Genomic DNA, 18,670 nt, shown 5'->3' on the forward strand with positions numbered 1-18,670 from the left:
CGGAGATGTGTATAAGAGACAGGTGCTGCGGCGGCCGTCCGTTCGTGTTCGGGGCGGTGGGGGCGCTCAGCCCTCCTGCTGCGCGTACAGGGCCGCGGTCGACCTCGGGTTCAGCAGCGCACCGATGCCCACCAGGCCGAGCAGGCCGACCAGCGCACCGACCGCGATCATCGCGCCGCCGCTCTGGACCATGTAGTAAGCCACCGGCAGGCAGATCGAGTTGGTCAGCACGGCGGGGCTGCGGCCCCAGCGGCGCTCCTTGAGCAGCGCGCGGGCGGCCAGTATCGGCAGCACCCCGAGCAGCACGATGACCAGGCCGCCGAACTCGTTCAGGGCCAGCTGCTTGGCCTGGCCGGACAGTGCGGACACCATGTCCGAGACGCCGACGACGGCGAGCGCCGCGCCCTCCAGGGCGGTGATGGCGGCGCCCAGGGTGAGCGGGACCGGGCGGGCGGGTACGGGTGCGGAGGATTCTGCGGTCACTCCAGCAGGGTAGCCGCCGGTCGGTCCGTACGGCCCCGTAGGCTTTCCCCATGCGCGCTCTCCTGGTCGTGAACCACAAGGCCACCACCACCAGTGGCCGGACCAGGGACGTACTGATCCACGCGCTGCGCAGCGACCTCAAGCTGGACGTCGCCGAGACCCAGTACCGGGGGCACGCGCACGACCTGGCCCGGGACGCCGCCCAGGACGGCACGGTCGACCTGGTGGTGGCGCTGGGCGGGGACGGCACCGTCAACGAGGTGGTGAACGGGCTGCTGGCGCACGGCCCGGGCGAGAAGGTCCCGCGACTGGCCGTGGTGCCGGGCGGTTCGACCAATGTCTTCGCCCGCGCACTGGGCCTGCCCAACGACCCGGTGGAGGCCACCGGCGCCCTGCTGAACGCACTGGAGCAGGGGCACGAGCGGCCGATCGGCCTGGGCAAGGCGATGACCGAGGGGCTGCCGGACCGCTGGTTCACCTTCACCGCCGGCCTCGGCTTCGACGCCGGCGTGGTGGGCCGGGTCGAGGAGCAGCGCAGGGCCGGGCGCAAGTCCACCCACGCCCTGTACGTCGGGCAGGCCCTCCGGCACTACTTCACCCAGCGTGAGCAGCGCCGCTCGGGCCCGGTGGCCTTGGAAATACCGGGCCGCGAGGCCGTTCCGGGCCTGGCGCTGACGATAGTCAGCAACACCTCGCCGTGGACGTTCCTCGGCAGCCGTCCGGTCTACCCCTCGCCCCTCGCCTCCTTCGACACGGATCTGGACGTCTTCGGCATCACCCGGATGACGGCGTTCGGTACTGCTCGAACGATCCGTCAGATCCTGCGGTCGTACGCGCCTTCGAGCGACGGCGCCCCGCCGGCCGGCCCGTCCGGAAAGCACGTCGTCTCCTATCACGACGTCAGACACTTCACCTTGGTTTCCCAGGAACCTGTGCCGTTCCAGGTCGACGGGGACCATCTTGGAGACCGGAGTCGCGTCAGTTTCACAGGCGTTCGGCGGGCACTGCGTGTGATTGTGTGACCGGAAGGGGGCTTCGCCCTTCTTCTCGAACGCACAAGCCCCCTTCACTCCATAGAAGTACTGGCTGTGAGCTAGGCGACACCGAAGAATCAAAAATTCCTCCCCGAAGGGGGTTGTATCCGAGCCCGAGGTTTGCGAACCTCTACATGGCGATCGGGACACATCGCAGCGACGGCAACTCCGGAACCACAGGAGCGCCGACCGCGGGGTGTCCCTCGAATCGCCGAATCCCCCCCAGCACAGACCACCCGGGCCCGATGGGCCTTTGGTCTCTTTTGCTGTTGTGGGATTCGTGAAAGCGTTCACATTCACAAGCCATTCGATTATGCCGATCGGGCCACCCCCCGCGGCAGGAGGAGTTGGACGACCATGGACTGGCGCCACCGCGCTGTCTGCCGCGAAGAGGACCCGGAGCTGTTCTTCCCGATCGGGAACACCGGTCCTGCTCTGCTGCAGATCGAGGAAGCCAAGGCCGTGTGCCGCCGCTGTCCGGTGATGGAGCAGTGTCTCCAGTGGGCCCTCGAGACCGGCCAGGACGCCGGCGTCTGGGGCGGCATGAGCGAGGACGAGCGTCGCGCGATGAAGCGCCGTGCCGCCCGCAACCGCGCCCGCACCGCCTGATCAGCAGCATCTGGTCACACGCCGTAGCACCAGCAGTAACCGTAGTACCGATCAACAACCGATCAACACATGATCAAAGGCTTCCCTGCACCTCCTGGTGAAGCCTTCCGCACCAAGGGCCTTGCCACGCGAGGTCCCGCGACACCGAACCGTCCAGCCACTTGATACTGTTCACTTAGAGCAATATTGTGGAGCTGAGGCGCTCACCGTGTGCAACGCACATGTGAGGTGTCGCACCACCTAGAGCCCCCGTTCCGGCCGACTCCCCCCGACGGCCGGAACGGGTTGAGAGGCCCTGTCGACCCACCCCCCCCGGTCGACAGGGCCTCGTTTCTGTTTCAGGCCCGGCGCCCGACCCGGCCGTGCCCCGCCTTCGCACGCCGGGCGCGTGAAGCGCGCACCCGGCGCTTCCGCCGCACGCACGCCCCCGCCGCGCAACCCGACGCATCAACGCACCGGGATCTCCAGGATGACCTTGGTGCCGCCGTTCGGGCCGGCCACCATGTCGAAGGTCCCGCCCAGCTCACCGGTGGCCAGCGTCCGGACGATCTGCAGCCCGAGGTTGCCGGCCGTCTTCGGGTCGAAGCCCTCCGGCATGCCGCGCCCGTCGTCCTGCACGGTGATCAGCAGGTACTCCTCCGGCTTGGCACCGCCGTTCCAGCTGTCCGACCAGCCCATGCCGGTCGCCGGGGCCCGCCCGCGCAGCGCGCTGACCTCCAGGTTCCCGGAGGCGGTCGGGCCGAAGGCGTGCTCCAGGGCGTTCTGCAGCAGCTCGGTCAGCACCATCGACAGCGGGGTGGCCACCTCGGCGGAGAGGATGCCGAAGCTTCCGCTGCGGCGGGTCGCCACCCGGCCGTCCTGGGACAGCTCCATCGCCATCGCCAGCACCCGGTCGGCGATCTCGTCGAAGGCCACCTGCTCGTCCAGCGCCTGGGAGAGCGTCTCGTGCACGATCGCGATCGAGCCGACCCGGCGCACCGCCTCGTCCAGCGCGGCCCGGGCCGACTCGGACTCCATCCGGCGGGACTGCAACCGCAGCAGGGCGGCGACCGTCTGCAGGTTGTTCTTCACCCGGTGGTGGATCTCCCGGATGGTGGCGTCCTTGGTCATCAGCTCGCGGTCGCGGCGGCGCAGCTCGGTGACGTCCCGGCAGAGCACCAGGGAGCCGGTCAGCGTCCCCTTCGGCTTGAGCGGGATCGCGCGCAGGGTCACCACTCCCCCCTGCACCTCCACCTCGGTCTGCCGGGGCGCCCAGCCGCTGGCCAGCTTCACCAGGGCCTCGTGGACGGCCGAGCGGGAGGGCGGGACGAGGTCGGCGGTGGCCCGGCCGAGGTGGCTGCCGACCAGGTCGGTGGTGAGGCCCAGCCGGTGGTAGGCGGAGAGCGCGTTGGGGCTGGCGTAGGTGACGATGCCGTCCGCGTCCAGGCGGATCAGGCCGTCGCCGACCCGGGGCGCGGCGTCCATGTCGGCCTGCTCGACGCCGGGGAACGGGAAGCTGCCGGCCGCGATCATCTGGGCCAGGTCGGAGGCGCTCTGGAGGTAGGTGAGCTCCAGCCGGCTGGGGGTGCGCACGGTCAGCAGGTTGGTGTTGCGGGCGATCACCCCGAGCACCTTGCCCTCGCGCCGGACCGGGATCGACTCGACCCGGACCGGGACCTCCTCGCGCCACTCCGGATCGCCCTCGCGCACGATCCGCCCCTCGTCGAAGGCGGCGTCCAGCAGCGGGCGGCGCCCGCGCGGGACGAGGTGGCCGACCATGTCGTCCTGGTAGGAGGTCGGCCCGGTGTTGGGCCGCATCTGTGCCACCGAGACGTAGCGGATGCCGTCCCAGGTGGGGATCCACAGCACCAGGTCGGCGAAGGAGAGGTCGGAGAGCAGCTGCCACTCCGAGACCAGCATGTGGAGCCATTCCACGTCGGCCCCGGTCAGGGTGGTGTGGCGGCGGACGAGTTCGTTCAGCGAGGGCACATGGCGAGCGTAGCGCCGAGGCCCGGCGGGGGGCTCGGCGGACTGTCCGCTGGCGCCGGATGACTGTCCGGAGTTGTTTAGACCAATTCACCGAGCGGCCTGGACAACGCAGATTGGTCTAGTCCACAATGAAAGGGCACCAAGGAGAGGCCCACCGCGCAACTGCCCTGACCGCGCGCGGCTTCTCCTCGGTCGGACGCCGGCGAACGAGGACCCCGCACAGTCCTCGATCGACACCGGTGCCCGACGACAGCTCCGGGCTGCGGTGCCGCATGGGTTGAGGGTCCCGTGTCGGCGCCGTGGCCCGTAGTGCTTTCCGGACCCGTTTCCGCCGCTCAGTGAACCGGCCCCCGTCCACAGCCTGTGGACGGGGGCCGGTTCCGTTCCGGCGGGCGCCCTCGCCCGGAGGCGAGCGGGCGAGCACCCGCCCCGAGCCGAAGGGGCGCGCCGGTGCCGAAAGAGAGGAGCGAGGAGGCCCCGAGGAACGAGGGGCATCGGAGCGACGACCGTCGGCACCGGGCCGGAGCGCCCCGGAGGCGAGCGGGCGAGTATCAGTGCGTCTCGGTGACCTTGGCGAGGGCGCGCGGGGCGTCCGGGTCCTGGCCGCGGGCGATGGTGACCTCGTAGGCGAGCTGCTGGAGCGGCAGGATCTCCAGGATCGGCTGGACCTCCTCGGGCACGCCGGCGGGCAGCGCGAAGCCCGCCGAGGCGGCGTCCACCTGCGCCTGCTGGCCGATCACCACGAGGTCCGCGCCGCGGCCCCGCAGTCGGTCCAGCACCGGCTGGAGGGCCTCGCCGCCCTTGCCGTCCGGGACGATCGCGATCACCGGGGAGACGTTGTCCACCATGGCCAGCGGCCCGTGCAGCAGGTCGGCGCCGGAGAACGGGGTGGCCGGGATGTACGTGGTCTCCATCAGCTTGAGCGCCGCCTCGCGGGCGGTCGGGTAGCCGTAGCCGCGCGAGGTGATGACCAGGCGCTGGGCGAAGCGGTAGCGCTCGGCCAGCGCCTTCACCTCCGCCTGGCGGGCCAGCACCCCGGCGGCCAGGCCCGGCAGCACCTCGGCCGCCGAGCCGTCCCCGCCGCGCAGGCCCTCGACCAGGAGGTAGAGCGCCAGCAGCTCGGCGGTGTAGGTCTTGGTGGCCGGCAGCGCCTTCTCCGGCCCGGCCAGCACGTCGATGTGGAACTCGGACACCTCGGCGAGCGGGGAGTCGGGGTTGTTGGTGACGGCCAGGGTGATCGCCCCGGCCTCGCGGGCGGCCTTGGTGGAGGCGACCAGGTCCGGCGAGCCGCCGGACTGGCTGACGGTGATCACCAGGACGTCGGTGAGGTCCGGCTGGGCCCCGTACGCCGTGGTGGTGGACATCGAGGTCAGGCCGGCCGGCTTGCCGAGCAGGATCTCGATCAGGTACTTGGCGTAGAGCGCGGCGTTGTCGGAGGTGCCGCGCGCGGTCAGCAGGACGAAGCGGGGGCTGCGGGCGGCGATCCCGGCCGCGATCTCGCGGATCTTCGGGGCACCCTCGTCGAGGATGCGCCGGAGGACGGCCGGCTGCTCGGCCATCTCCGCCGCCATGATCCGGCCGGGTACGGAAACAGTCTGCGGGTCGGACATCTGGATTGCCTCCGATGAGATGGGTCGACCCCGCCCGGGCGGATTGCCCGACGGGGACCTCTACGGCGGCGAGTCCGCACACTCGCTGCGGTTCCTGCTGGGCAATCCTACGAGCGGGCCCCCGCCGCGGCACCCCCGCACCGCCCCGGCCCGGAGGCGGACAGGAGCGGTGCGGTGCGGCGGGCCGGGCGTCAGGACGGGTTGTTGATCAGCTGGTCGATCGCCGCGTCGGCGTCCTTGGTGGCCTGGTCGACGGACTTGCCCTTGAGGATCGCGGTCAGCATGTCGGGGATGATCTTCTGCTTCTCGACCGCCCCCCAGCCGGGGGCCAGCGGGGTGAACCAGGCGTCCGGGACGGCGTTGGCCGCGGCGGCGGTGTTGGGCTTGTTCTTCAACGGGTTCAGCTGGTTGAGGTTGTTCGGCAGGATGTCCTTGTCGGCCAGCGCCTGTTCGGACTTGGTGCTGGTGAACATCCGGATCCAGTCGGCGGCCGGCCCCGCCTGCTGGGACTTGGCGGTGACGGCGAGGTCGGAGCCGCCGATGAAGGTGGGCAGCGGCTTGCCGTCCGGGCCGGGCATGGTGGCGACCTTGACGCTGTCCTTGAGGCCCGAGTCGCCGGTGACCGGCGCGATCACGCTGGCGGCCTCGAAGCCGTTGCCGTAGAAGGACGCGGCGTGGCCGCGCGCCATGGCCTCGAACTGGTTCTGCTCGTTCTGCGTCAGGTCGCCCTTGTTGTACTTGCGGACGAGGTCCGCGAAGTGGCCGATGCCCTGCTGGGACTTGGCGTCGTGCAGGGTGCCGTGCCAGTTGCCGGAGCTGTCGAACTTGGCGATGCTGCCGCCGTACGCGGCCACGTAGCTCATCGCGGCGTACCAGTACGGCCCGGGCAGGTAGAGCGGGGAGAAGGTCCGGTCCGATCTGTTCTTGTCCGCGATCTTGTCCAGGGCGGTCATCAGTTCGCCCTCGGTCTTGGGGAACTCCGCGCTGCCGGTGGCCTGTTGGAAGACGCTGGAGTTGTAGACCGCGACCCGGGCCCCCGCGTAGTAGGGCACGCACCACAGCTTGTCCTGGTAGGTGCAGGTGTTGGCGAGCGCCTTGATCCAGCTGTCGGAGTTGTCGAAGGTGGTGCGGTCCACCGGGGCCAGCGCGCCGGAGAGCACGTACTTCATCGTCTCGGTGTTGCCCAGCTCGACCACGTCGGGGGCGCTGCCGTCGGCGATCGCCTTGTCGAGCTTGGAGACCTTGTCGGCCCAGCCCTGGTAGACCAGCTTGAGGCCGACCTTGGGGTACTTCGCCGCGAACTCGTCGTTGACCCGCTGGACCAGGTCCGGCCAGTTCTTCTGGGCGTCGTCCATCAACCAGACAGTGACGGTGCCGGAGGCGGCCTGCGGGTCCGCGGCGGAGCTCCGGCCGTCGGCCGAGGGTGATCCGGACGAGGAACAGGCCGTCAGGGCGACTGCCAGCGCCATGATCCCGAGCGTCGAACCGAGCTGACGCTTCTTCACGCCATCCTCCGAGGGTTGTCCAAGAACGGTGGTGCCCGCCGACAGCGTGATTGGCGCCCGCGGCGGAGAGTCCTGGCGGGGGCGGCGAAGAGCTTCGAGGAGGGCGCAATACCACAACCGGTGAGTTCAATTTCGAACCGGTTGCATGGACTCTGGCCTAGACCAACTGTGGTGTCAACGGCCAACAGGCCTTGTCAGCAAGGCTGTTGCCGACCCGTTGTACCGCGTGGCGATCAGTCGTCGGGCCGTCACCCTCAGTGGGACTTAAGGTGGATTTAAGGCTGCCTTGAGGGAGCACGGTCATCCGGAGAACGTCCGGGTCGACGGCGGGGAAACGCGACGGGCCCGCCATGCGACATGCGCATGACGGGCCCGTCGGCGGACGCCCCCGGCTCCGGCCGGCGACGTCCGTACGGTCTCAGCCGACCGCTCCCGGCTGCCCGGTGAGCACCTCCACGGCCGCCAGCCCGCAGACCCGGGCGGCGCCGTGGGTGGCGATGTACAGCGCGCCGACCGGCTCGGACTGGGGCAGCCCCATCTCCACCACCGCGGCGTCCGGCCGGGCCGCCACCAGACGGGCCAGCGCGGCGGCCATCCAGGCGTGCCGGTGGGCGTCCCGGACCACCAGCACGAGGCGGCGGCCCTGGGCCCCGGCCACCAGCTCGGCGACCAGCGCCTCCAGCAGCTCCGGCGCGGCCTCGGCCGCGGACACCGCACGGGTCCGGGTGCCCGGGAAGCGGTCGGCCAGCATGCCGGCCACGCCCCACGGGGTCACGTCGCCGACCGCGATGTTCGGCTCGTCCGAGAACGAGGCCACGTACGGGCGCTCGCTCACCGGCAGCACCTCGCGGCCCGGCGCCCGGACCACCTTGAGCGCCCGGCGCGCGGCCCGCAGGCCCACCGCGAGGTCCGGCTCGGCCTGCTCGCCCTGGGCCGCGATCCGGCCCCAGCTGCCCAGCGCCCGGACCCGGTCGGCGGCGTCCGCCAGCCGCTCCTCGGTGAGCCGGCCGGAGCGCACGCCCGCCACGATGGCGTCGCGCAGCATCAGCACGGTCTCCTCGTCGGCCAGCCCGCCGCCGACGCAGATCGCGTCCGCGCCGGCCGCCAGCGCCAGCACGGTGCCCTGGCCCATCCCGAAGGTGTCGGCGATGGCGCCCATCTCGATCGCGTCGCTGACGATCAGGCCCTGGTAGCCGAGGCCGCCGTCGGCCGGGGCGGCGCGCAGCAGGTCGCGCAGCACGGTCGGGCTCAGGGTGGCGGGCAGCTTCGGGTCCAGCGCCGGGACCATGATGTGGGCGGTCATCACGGCCTTGGTGCCGGCCGCGATCGCGGCCTGGAACGGGATCAGGTCGCGGGTGCGCAGCACGTCCAGGTCGACGTCGATCACCGGCAGGCCGTGGTGCGAGTCCACCGCGGTGTCGCCGTGGCCGGGGAAGTGCTTGGAGCAGGCGGCCACGCCGGCCGACTGGAGGCCCTCCACCCAGGCGGCGGTGTGCCGGGCGCACAGCTCCGGGTCGGCGCCGAAGGAGCGCACGCCGATGACCGGGTTGCGGGGGTTGGAGTTGACGTCCGCGGTGGGCGCCCAGTTGTAGTTGACGCCGGCCGCGGCCAGCGCCCGGCCCAGCTCGCGGGCGACGTCCCGGGTCAGCGCCGGGTCGTCGATCGCCCCGAGGGCGAGGTTGCCCGGCCAGGACGAGCCGGAGCCGGCCTCCAGCCGGGTGACATCGCCGCTCTCCTCGTCGATCGCGATCAGGAGGTCGGGGTTCTCCGCGCGCAGCGCGCCGGTGAGGGCGGACAGCTGGTCGAGGTCGACCACGTTGCGGTCGAACAGCGCGACCGAGCCGAGCCCGGCGGCCAGGTGGCGGCGCAGCCAGGCGGGCGGCTCGGTGCCGACGAAGCCGGGCTGCAGGACGGTCAGGGCGTCCCGGTGGAGCTGGTCGCTGTCCGGGACGGTGGGTACGAGGATGCTCACGGTGGCTCAGCCCTTCACGGCGCCGTCGGTCAGACCACCGACTGCCTTGCGCTGCAGGAAGACGAACAGGATCAGCACGGGGACGGCGAACATCGTGGAGGCCGCCATGGTCGCGCCCCAGTCGTTGCCGAAGGCCGTCTTGAAGGAGGACAGCCAGAGCGGGAGGGTCTTGCCCTGCTCCTTGTTGACGATCAGGACGAGCGGGAACTCGTTCCACGCCGTGATGAAGCCGAACAGCGAGGTCGACATCAGGCCCGGGGCCAGCAGCGGGAAGATCACCTTCACGAAGGCCTGGGTACGGGTGCAGCCGTCCACCATGGCCGACTCCTCCAGCTCCTTCGGCACCGCGGCGATGAAGCCGCGCAGCGTCCAGATGGTGAAGGGCAGGACCATCATCATGTAGAAGAAGGTCAGCGGCAGCAGGCTGTTCAGCATGTCGTTGTCGCGGGAGATCATGTAGACCGCGATGGTCATGACCTCCCAGGGCGCCATCTGGGCCAGCATGATGACCAGTACGAAGGCCTTGCGGCCGCGGAACCTCATCCGGGCGATGGCGAAGGCCGCCAGGGTCGCGATCACCAGGGAGATCAGCACCGCGCCGACCGTGACGGTGATGCTGTTGGTGACGTACGTCCAGAAGTCCGGTGCGTTGACCGCGGTGGTGAAGTGCTCGAAGGTCGCGTCGAGCGGGATGAAGACCGGCGTCTTGCTGATGATGTCGTTGTTCTGCTTGAACGCGGTCGCGATCATCCAGTAGACGGGGAAGATGAAGAAGACGATGAGGACGACCGCGATCACGTTCGGCCAGGTACGTCCGAAGAGAGAGCGCCTCACAGCTCGTCCTCCTGCTTGATCATGATGCGGAAGTAGTAGGCCATCAGGACGCCCAGCATCAGGATGGTGAGCACCGCGATCGCGGCGCCGACGCCGTAGTGCTGACTGCCCGAGCCCTCCAGGAAGGCGTGCACCGGAAGGGTCCGGGTGAGCTTCTCGGGGCCGCCGCCGTTGATCGCGTAGATCTGGGTGAAGGACTTGAAGACCCAGATGACCTCGAGGAAGGTCGTGGCCAGGAAGAACGGCTTGAGGTTGGGGAAGATCACCGAGCTGAAGATCTTCGAGGAGCCGGCGCCGTCCATCCGGGCGGCCTCGTAGAGCTCCTTGGGGATGGTGGTCAGCCCGGCGTACATGTTGAACGCCACGAAGGGGATCGACATCCAGACGATCAGCAGGATGACGACGAAGAACGTCGAGTACTCGTCGCTCATCCAGTTGTAGTTCGCCATCGAGTGCCAACCGAGCTTGTCCAGGCACCAGTTGACGACGCCCCACTGCTCGTCGAACAGCCAGGTGTAGACGGTGGTCGCGGCGACCACCGGCATCGCCCAGGCCATCAGCAGCGCGACCGACAGCGCGAGCCGCATCTTCTTGCCGAGGACGTTCAGCAGCAGGCCGACCAGGGTGCCGCCGACCATGATCAGCACCACGTTGACCAGGGTGAAGGCGACGGTGCGACCGGTGACCGACCAGAACTCCGGGTCGCTCAGCTGCTCCTTGTAGTTGTCGAAGCCGGTCCACTCGGTCAGGTGCATCACCAGCTGGCGCCGGTTGAGGTCCTGGAACGACAGCAGGAAGGTCTTCAGCAGCGGCCAGCCGAGCAGGACGATGGTCGCCACGATGGCCGGCAGCAGCAGCAGGTACGGCGCGGAGCGGGCGCCGAGACCGGGGCCGCTCGCGGGTCTGGTGCCCTTCGGCGCGGTGCCCTTGGCTCCGCCGCCGGCGGCACTGGTGTCAATCTCGGCCACCACAGCCTCCCCTGACTCCGGGGACTGCGTCTGCACCCGGTCCGAATGCACAGCCATCGTTCTCACTTCCTCACAACCCGGCCACGACGGACGGGCGCCGCCCACCGACCCCCCGCCGGGGGCCGGTGAGCGACGCCGCTCGATGCACTAGTTCTTCTGGTTGAGCCGCTTGGCGATCTCGTCGTCGTACTTCTTCGCGGTGGACGCGTAGTCGCCGCCCTGGAGGACCGCGGTCAGGAAGTCCTTGATCGGGTTCGGGGTGTTCTCGACGCTGGCCCAGTTCGGGGTGTTCGGGGTGATCCCGCCGACCGCGGTGGCGGCCTGGGCGGCCTTCGCGAAGTCACCGGTGAGCTGGCTGTTCAGCGCCGGCTTGTTCGGGATGTTGCCGGCCGCGGCGACCATGCCCTCGTTCTTGTCGTTGAGGGCGATCTTCAGGAAGTCCTTCGCCATCGCGGTGTTCTTGCTCTGCGCGGAGATCGCGAGGTTCGAGCCACCGATGAAGACGCCGGAGGGCTTGTCGGCGGTCTTGCCCGGGATCGGGAAGAAGCCGATCTTGTCCTTCGGCATCTCCTTCTCGAGCGGGAGCTCCCAGCCGAGGGCGATCATGGTGCCGACGTTGCCCTTGGCGAAGACGTCCTTCTGCTGCGGGGTCGCCTCGTCCTTGTCCTTCGGACCGGTGAGCGAGTGGCTCTGCAGCGTCTTGTAGGTCTCGAAGGCGCGCTGCGCCTCGGGCGACTCCAGGCCGCCGACCCACTTGCCGCCCTCCTGCTTGGCGATCTTGCCGCCCTCGCCGGTGAGCAGGCCGAAGTAGGTGTACCACTCCTGGCCCGGCAGGTAGAGCGGGTCGACGACGCCGGGGGTGGTCTTGAGCTTGTCCAGGTCGGCGTAGAACTCGTCCAGGGTCTTCGGCGCGTCGGTCAGGCCGGCGGCCTTCCAGAGGTCCTTGTTGTAGGCGACCACGCGGTTGGAGACCCACCACGGGGCGGCGTACTGCTTGCCGTCCAGCATCGCGGCCTCGTTCTGGTTGGCGGCCCAAGCGTCGCCACCCAGCGCGGACTTGTCCTTGGTGATGTCGAGCAGACCGCCGGTGGCGGCGTAGCCGGAGGTCTGGGTGTTGCCCAGCTCCAGGACGTCGACCGAGCCCTCGGACAGCGCGGCGGTGATCTTCGGGCCGATGTCGGTCCACTCCTGGGCCTGGAAGTCGACCTTGGAGCCCGGGTAGGTGGTCTCGAACTCGGTCTTGACCGCGTCGGTCCAGCCCTTGGGGGCGGAGCCGGTCATGGTCCACACCTTGAGCGTCTTGCCCTTGTACCGGTCGGCCGACGTGGAGGACGAGGAACCGCTGTCGTCCTTCTTGCCGTCCGAGCTGCAGGCCGCGAGACCGACGACCATTGCTGCGACGCCGACCGCCGCGATGAGCTGACGCTTCACGCCATCCTCCTGAGGGATGCCTGGGTTACCCCCGTCGGGCGGCAGCGGCAGACCCACGCAAAGCGGGAGATTAGGTGCCGCGGACCCCTTCGAGCGGGTGGGGGGATTCATCGTTACCGGCCTAGTGGTGTAGACCAGATGCCTGGAGCTTGGCCTAGACCAATGGGCCTGTCAACGGCTGTTCGACCGATCTCGACCACCCGTTATCAAGCCGACACCGCACATCGTTCATCGCGTGATGAGGTATTCGTTCCGTAGCCATACATGCAACGATGTGGTCCGTTAACGATGTGGCGGGGCGGTAAAAGGCTCCGCGAGAAGCGGGAGAACAGGTCCGATGAGCAGCGACGGGGGATCCACCGCCCAGGCCGACGACCCCGAGGTGAAGAACCTCCCGACGCAGGCCGGCGCCGATCCGACCGCGCGCGTCCCCAAGTACTACGGCCTCAAGCGCCACCTCCTCCAGCTCACCGAGACCCAGCCCGCGGGCACCCCGGTCCCGCCCGAGCGCGCGCTGGCCGCCCAGTTCGACACCTCGCGCACCACCGTGCGCCAGGCCCTCCAGGAACTGGTCGTCGAGGGCCGGCTGGAGCGCATCCAGGGCAAGGGCACCTTCGTGGCCAAGCCCAAGGTCGCCCAGGCGCTGCAACTCACCTCCTACACGGAGGACATGCGCGCCCAGGGCCTGGAGCCCACCTCCCGGCTGATCGAGATCGGCTACATCACCGCCGACGACCGGCTCGCCCCGCTGCTGGACATCAAGCCCGGCGGCCGGGTGCTGCGGATCGAGCGGCTGCGCCTGGCCAACGGCGACCCGATGGCCATCGAGGTCGCCCACCTCTCCGCCAAGCGCTTCCCCGCCCTGCGGCGCAACCTGGCCAAGCACAACTCGCTGTACGCGGCGCTGCGCGAGGTCTACGGGGTCACCGTGGCCGAGGCCGAGGAGACCATCGAGACCACCCTCGCCAACCCGCGGGAGGCCGGCCTGCTCGGCTCCGACCTGGGCCTGCCGATGCTCCAGCTCTCCCGGCACTCCTTCGACGCCGACGGCGACCCGGTCGAGTGGGTGCGCTCCATCTACCGCGGCGACCGCTACAAGTTCATCACCCGGCTCCAGCGGCCGGAGTAGTCGTCCCCGTCCGGGGCCCTCACCTCGAACGGACCCCTCCCCCTCACCACGGGCACCGGCGTGCGCGACCCGCGCACCGGTGCCCGTTCGTGTCCGGATGGCGGAAAGTTGCGTCATATCGGGTGACATGGATCACCCCATGCCCTAGATTGCGCAGCCGTACTGACTGCCGATCACCGATGGTGCTGCCCGGCGGGCTCACGGGGGTGCCGGGCACCTCCGGGGCTGCGGCGCCGACGGAACCCTCCGGAGCGGAGCAGAAGATGCCGTCTGACCAAGCCCCCAGCGAAGCTGTCATGCCCGAGCCAGCCGGGACCCCAGTCCCGGCCGTGACCCCCGAGCGGGTGCTCGCCGGACTCGCCCTGCTCGTGCCCATCGTGGCGATGCTCTGGGTCTCCTCCTACGACAAGACCGACCCGGCGGTGGCCGGGATCCCCTTCTTCTACTGGTACCAGCTGCTCTGGGTGCCGGTCTCGGCGGTCTTCACGGTCGCCGCCTACCTGCTGATCAACCGGGACGAGAAGGCCCGCGGCGCGGCCCGCGAGGGCGGTGCGCGATGAAGGACGTCAACGTGCCGGCCCTCGTGGTCTTCGTCCTGTTCTTCCTGCTGGTCACCGTGATGGGCTTCCTCGCCTCCCGCTGGCGCCGCGCGGACGACGCCGCCCACCTGGACGAGTGGGGCCTGGGCGGGCGCAGCTTCGGGACCTGGGTGACCTGGTTCCTGCTCGGCGGCGACCTCTACACCGCCTACACCTTCGTCGCCGTCCCGGCGGCCGTGTACGCGACCGGCGCGGCCGGCTTCTTCGCGGTGCCGTACACGATCATCGCCTACCCGCTGGTCTTCCTGTTCCTGCCCCGGCTCTGGTCGGTCTCCCGGGTGCACGGCTACGTCACCCCGGCCGACTTCGTCCGCGGCCGGTACGGCTCGCGGCCGCTGTCCCTGGTCATCGCGCTGACCGGGATCCTGGCCACCATGCCGTACATCGCCCTGCAACTGGTCGGCATCCAGGCCGTGCTGGACGTGCTCGGCCTCGGCGGCGGCGCGGACGCCAACTGGTTCGTCAAGGACCTGCCGCTCTTCCTGGCCTTCGGCGTACTGGCCGCCTACACCTACTCCTCCGGCCTGCGCGCCCCGGCGCTGATCGCCTTCGTCAAGGACGCCCTGGTCTACATCGTGATCATCGTCGCGGTGATCTACATCCCGCTGCGCCTCGGCGGCTACGGGCACGTCTTCGACGCGGCCGCGGCGCACTTCAAGCAGGCCAAGGCCGGCGGGCTGACCCTCCCCGACAACAAGCAGTGGACGTACGCCACGCTGGGGATCGGCTCGGCGATGGCGCTGTTCATGTACCCGCACTCGGTGACCGGCGTGCTGGCCTCCAAGTCCCGCAACACCGTGCGCCGCAACATGGCGATCATGCCCGCGTACTCGCTGATGCTCGGGCTGCTGGCGCTGCTCGGCTTCATGGCGATCGCGGCGGGCGTGGGCAGCGGCGTCAAGGGCTACAACGCCCAGCTGTCGGTGCCGCAGCTGTTCGCGAACATGTTCCCGGACTGGTTCACCGGCGTGGCCTTCGCCGCGATCGGGATCGGCGCACTGGTGCCGGCCGCGATCATGTCCATCGCCGCGGCCAACCTGTTCACCCGCAACGTCTACAAAGAGTGGCTCAAGCCCGCCGCCACCCCGGCCGACGAGACCCGGGTCGCCAAGCTGGTCTCGCTGCTGGTCAAGGTCGGCGCGCTGGTCTTCGTGCTCGGCATGGACAAGCAGGCCGCGATCAACCTCCAGCTGCTGGGCGGCCTGTGGATCCTGCAGACCTTCGTGGCGATCGTCGGCGGCCTGTTCACCCGCTGGTTCCACCACTGGGCGCTGTTCGCCGGCTGGGCGGCGGGCATGGGCTACGGCACCTGGACGGCGTACGGGCTGGCCAGCCCGGCCACCAAGCACTTCGGCGGCAACGCGGCCGAGATCCCCGGCATCGGCGAGATCGGCTACATCGGCATGACGGCCTTCGTGCTCAACCTGGTCGTCTCGGTGGTGCTCACCGTGGTGCTGCGGGCGCTCAGGACGCCCGACGGACCGGACGAGACCAAGCCCTCCGACTACAGCGCCGAGACCGGCGGCGACGAGCGGGAGAACGCGCCGGAGCCCGTAGCGGCGCACTGATTGGCCGTGCGCGCGCCCTGTGATCGCGCCGCCTTCTCCGTGAACACTGGAGGAGGCGGCGCGATCATATGTATGAACAGGCGTGCACGCCGGGCACCACCAGACCGGACCGGCATCCGGCCGGAACCTGATCGACCCACGGGGAGCTCGCGGCCATGGCAGAACTCGGCACCACCCTCAACGGCCAGCACCAGACCACCCAGCACCAGTCGGCCCCGCACCAGGCCGCCCAGCACCAGCCGGCCCAGAACCAGCACCACCCCCACGTCACCGCCCACCGCCCGGCGGCGGCCACCCGACTGCCGTCCGTGCTGATCGCCACCCGGCACGGCGAGTCCACCGCCAACGTCGAGTTCCAGCTGGCCGAGGCCGTCGGCGCGCTCAGCGTCCCGATCAGCTGCCGGGACGCCGACATCCCGCTGTCCCTGCGCGGCCAGCAGCAGGCCCAGGCGTTCGGCCGCTGGTGGGCCGCCCTGCCCAGCGCCGACCGCCCGCGCAGCGTCTGGTGCTCGCCGTACGTGCGCACCGCCGAGACCACCCGGATCGCGCTCGCCCAGGCGGCCGGCCTCGGCGCCGTGCCCGTCACCCTGGCCGTCCGCTACGACGAGCGGCTGCGCGACCGCGAGCTCGGCATCCTGGAGATGCTGCCCAAGGCCGCCATCGAGGCCAAGCACCCGGAGGAGGCCGCCCGGCGGCGCAAGATGGGCGAGCTGTACTACCGCCCGCCCGGCGGCGAGTCCTGGGCCGACGTCGCCCTGCGGGTGCGCAGCCTGCTGCGGGACGTCTGCGAGGAGGAGGCCGGCCGGCCCGTCCTGCTGGTCGCCCACGACTGCACGGTGCTGATGCTGCGCTACGCGCTGGACCGGCTCACCGAGCAGCAGCTCACCGAGCTCGGGGCGGTGCACAACTGCTCCACCAGCCTGTGGCGGGCCCAGGACGGGCGGCTGCGGCCGGACCGCTGGAACGGCGTCGACCACCTGACGGGCGAGGACAACTGACGGGCGGCGACAACTGACGGCCCGTCGGCCGTCGGGTCACCGCGCGACCGCCGGATCGGCGAAGCAGCGGCGGTAGGCCAGCGGCGTGGTACCCAGCCGCCGCCCGAAGTGGTGCCGCAGCGCCGCCGCGTTGCCGAAGCCGCAGCGGGCCGCGATCGCGTCCACCGACTCGGTGGTGGACTCCAGCAGCCGCTGGGCCAGCAGCACCCGCTGCCCCACCAGCCAGCGGTGCGGGGTGGTGCCGGTCTCCTGCTGGAAGCGCCGGGCGAAGGTGCGCGGCGACATGTGCGCCCGGGCGGCCAGTTGCTCGACGGTCGCCTCCTGGTCCGGGTGGTGGCGCATCCAGTCCAGCAGCGGGGCCAGCGAGTCGCCGCCGCCCTCCGGCAGCGGGCGGTTCACGAACTGCGCCTGCCCGCCCTCCCGGTGCGGCGCCACCACCATCCGGCGGGCGATCCCCCGGGCCACCTCGGCGCCCTGGAACTTGCGCACCAGGTGCAGGCAGGCGTCGATGCCGGCCGCCGTACCGGCCGAGGTGACCACCGGGTCGTCGTCCACGTACAGCACGTCCGGCTGCACCGCCGTCCCCGGGAACCGGCCGGCCAGGTCGTCGGTGTAGCGCCAGTGGGTGGTGGAGCGGCGGCCGTCCAGCAGCCCGGCGGCGCCCAGCACGAACGCGCCGCTGCAGATGGACAGCACCCGGCCGCCGCGCGCCACCACCGCGCGCAGCGCCGCCAGCAGCGGCTCCGGGTAGGCGTCGCGGATCCCCGAGGCGGTGACCACCGCCAGGTCGGCGTCGGCGAGCCGCTCCGGGCCGTACGGGACGTCCACCGTGAACCCGGAGTGGGTGGCGTGCGGCCCGGGGTGGGCGCCGGCCAGCGCGAAGTCGTAGCCGGGCAGCCCGTCCGCGGTGCGGTCCAGGCCGAACACCTCGCAGGCCACGCCCAGTTCGAAGGGGTGGACCTCCTCCAGCACCACCGCGACCACGTTCCTCAGCATGCCGCCCAGGATGCCCCGCCGGGCCGGGCGCCGGGAAGCCCCCGGCTGGCAGGATTTCGAGGCAACCCGGCGTTCCTGCCACTCGTCGGCCCCGCCGGCTCCCGGCCACAGTGGTGGCCATGGAATCCGGCACCCTCGCAAGCGCACTCGCCCTGGCCGGCGCGGTCGGCGGCTTCGGCCTGCTCGGCTCCCTGATCGGCCGCGAGCTCTCCCGCGGCCCCGCGGCCGGCCGCGACAACTACCACCGCCCCGGCGGCTACCCCGCCGATCCGCACCGCGCCGACCGGCTGCACGGCGCCCCCACCGCCCCCGCCACCCCCGCCGCCCCCGCTGACCTGCCGCTCCGCCCGACCCCCGGGCCCGTCGCCGTACCGGGCTCCGGCACACTGGCCCGATGGACTACCTCATCCGCCACGCCCTCCCCCGGGACCTCGAAGACGCCGGCCGGATCACCGTCGAGGCCTTCGTCGGCGACGGCTACACCAAGCCCACCAGCGGCTACGTCGAGCTGCTCCGCGACGCCGGGCGGCGCTCCCGCGAGGCCGAGCTCCTGGTCGCCGCCGACGCGGCCGACGAGCAGGTCCTCGGCTGCGTGACCTTCGCCGTCGGCGGCACCGAGTGGGCCGACATCGCCACCCCGCAGGAGGGCGAGATCCGGATGCTCGCCACCGCCGCCGCCTCCCGCGGCCGCGGCGTCGGCGAGGCCCTGGTCCGCGCCTGCGTCGCCCGCAGCCGCGAACTCGGCCTGACCGGCATGGCCTTCTCCACCCGCCCCGAGATGACCGCCGCCCACCGCGTCTACGAGCGGGTCGGCTTCCGCCGCACCCCTGAGCGGGACTGGGCGCCGTACCCGGGGATGGACCTGATGGTCTACACCATGGCGTTCTGACGGCCCGGCGGCAGTCCACCGGCCCCTCCCCCACCCCCGTGACGGGCAGACGATCAACAGGCGTCTTTTGATATAAA

The 18,670-nt window shown here is 70.8% G+C and carries 16 protein-coding genes; 7 read left to right on the top strand and 9 right to left on the bottom strand.

Annotation, left to right across the window (positions count from 1 at the left end; translation table 11 throughout):
* Window positions 1-66: 66 nt before the first annotated feature.
* Window positions 67-483, bottom strand: coding sequence for a hypothetical protein (locus ACFC1T_RS31280; protein WP_375894025.1), 417 nt, complete (start codon window positions 481-483; stop codon window positions 67-69).
* Between the two features lie 50 nt (window positions 484-533).
* Here ACFC1T_RS31280 and ACFC1T_RS31285 point away from each other — a divergent pair, with 50 nt between their 5' ends.
* Both ACFC1T_RS31285 and ACFC1T_RS31290 read left to right on the top strand, forming a co-directional pair.
* Window positions 534-1,505, top strand: a complete 972-nt coding sequence (locus ACFC1T_RS31285) for a diacylglycerol/lipid kinase family protein (protein WP_375894028.1) — start codon at window positions 534-536, stop codon at window positions 1,503-1,505.
* A 369-nt stretch (window positions 1,506-1,874) separates the two neighbouring features.
* Entirely contained in the window at window positions 1,875-2,126 is a 252-nt protein-coding gene (locus tag ACFC1T_RS31290; protein WP_014138019.1) for a WhiB family transcriptional regulator, read from the top strand.
* 447 nt (window positions 2,127-2,573) lie between these two features.
* Here ACFC1T_RS31290 and ACFC1T_RS31295 read toward each other — a convergent pair whose 3' ends face one another.
* The 7 genes from ACFC1T_RS31295 to ACFC1T_RS31325 form a co-directional block, all read right to left on the bottom strand.
* On the bottom strand, window positions 2,574-4,094 hold the full coding sequence (locus tag ACFC1T_RS31295; RefSeq protein ID WP_375894031.1) for a sensor histidine kinase: 1,521 nt from the start codon (window positions 4,092-4,094) through the stop codon (window positions 2,574-2,576).
* Between the two features lie 551 nt (window positions 4,095-4,645).
* On the bottom strand, window positions 4,646-5,704 hold the full coding sequence (locus ACFC1T_RS31300; protein ID WP_375894033.1) for an SIS domain-containing protein: 1,059 nt from the start codon (window positions 5,702-5,704) through the stop codon (window positions 4,646-4,648).
* A gap of 191 nt (window positions 5,705-5,895) precedes the next feature.
* Entirely contained in the window at window positions 5,896-7,173 is a 1,278-nt protein-coding gene (locus ACFC1T_RS31305; RefSeq protein ID WP_375894181.1) for an extracellular solute-binding protein, read from the bottom strand.
* A gap of 454 nt (window positions 7,174-7,627) precedes the next feature.
* Window positions 7,628-9,181 (bottom strand): glycoside hydrolase family 3 protein, encoded by a 1,554-nt coding sequence (locus ACFC1T_RS31310; RefSeq protein WP_375894036.1) that lies wholly within the window; start codon window positions 9,179-9,181, stop codon window positions 7,628-7,630.
* Between the two features lie 6 nt (window positions 9,182-9,187).
* A complete protein-coding gene (locus ACFC1T_RS31315) occupies window positions 9,188-10,015 on the bottom strand; it encodes a carbohydrate ABC transporter permease (protein WP_375894038.1) in 828 nt (275 codons plus the stop codon).
* Window positions 10,012-11,040: a carbohydrate ABC transporter permease gene (locus ACFC1T_RS31320; RefSeq protein ID WP_375894041.1), complete on the bottom strand. Its 1,029-nt coding sequence runs from the start codon at window positions 11,038-11,040 to the stop codon at window positions 10,012-10,014. Before ACFC1T_RS31320 ends, ACFC1T_RS31315 begins: the two co-directional genes overlap by 4 nt.
* Window positions 11,041-11,130: 90 nt before the next feature.
* Window positions 11,131-12,414, bottom strand: a complete 1,284-nt coding sequence (locus ACFC1T_RS31325) for an extracellular solute-binding protein (RefSeq protein WP_375894044.1) — start codon at window positions 12,412-12,414, stop codon at window positions 11,131-11,133.
* 337 nt (window positions 12,415-12,751) lie between these two features.
* Between ACFC1T_RS31325 and ACFC1T_RS31330 the strand changes: the two genes are divergently transcribed.
* The 4 genes from ACFC1T_RS31330 to ACFC1T_RS31345 all read left to right on the top strand — a co-directional run bounded on the left by ACFC1T_RS31330 (window position 12,752) and on the right by ACFC1T_RS31345 (window position 16,708).
* Entirely contained in the window at window positions 12,752-13,543 is a 792-nt protein-coding gene (locus ACFC1T_RS31330; protein ID WP_375894047.1) for a GntR family transcriptional regulator, read from the top strand.
* 296 nt (window positions 13,544-13,839) lie between these two features.
* Window positions 13,840-14,103: a DUF3311 domain-containing protein gene (locus tag ACFC1T_RS31335; protein ID WP_375894050.1), complete on the top strand. Its 264-nt coding sequence runs from the start codon at window positions 13,840-13,842 to the stop codon at window positions 14,101-14,103.
* Entirely contained in the window at window positions 14,100-15,710 is a 1,611-nt protein-coding gene (gene mctP, locus ACFC1T_RS31340; protein ID WP_375894053.1) for a monocarboxylate uptake permease MctP, read from the top strand. Before ACFC1T_RS31335 ends, mctP begins: the two co-directional genes overlap by 4 nt.
* Window positions 15,711-15,865: 155 nt before the next feature.
* Window positions 15,866-16,708: a histidine phosphatase family protein gene (locus ACFC1T_RS31345; RefSeq protein WP_375894056.1), complete on the top strand. Its 843-nt coding sequence runs from the start codon at window positions 15,866-15,868 to the stop codon at window positions 16,706-16,708.
* A gap of 36 nt (window positions 16,709-16,744) precedes the next feature.
* Here ACFC1T_RS31345 and ACFC1T_RS31350 read toward each other — a convergent pair whose 3' ends face one another.
* Window positions 16,745-17,704, bottom strand: coding sequence for a helix-turn-helix domain-containing protein (locus ACFC1T_RS31350; RefSeq protein ID WP_375894059.1), 960 nt, complete (start codon window positions 17,702-17,704; stop codon window positions 16,745-16,747).
* 394 nt (window positions 17,705-18,098) lie between these two features.
* Between ACFC1T_RS31350 and ACFC1T_RS31355 the strand changes: the two genes are divergently transcribed.
* Window positions 18,099-18,593, top strand: coding sequence for a GNAT family N-acetyltransferase (locus ACFC1T_RS31355; RefSeq protein ID WP_375894062.1), 495 nt, complete (start codon window positions 18,099-18,101; stop codon window positions 18,591-18,593).
* The last annotated feature ends 77 nt before the right edge of the window (window positions 18,594-18,670 follow it).

Source organism: Kitasatospora sp. NPDC056076 (assembly GCF_042266305.1).
Taxonomy (GTDB): domain Bacteria; phylum Actinomycetota; class Actinomycetes; order Streptomycetales; family Streptomycetaceae; genus Kitasatospora.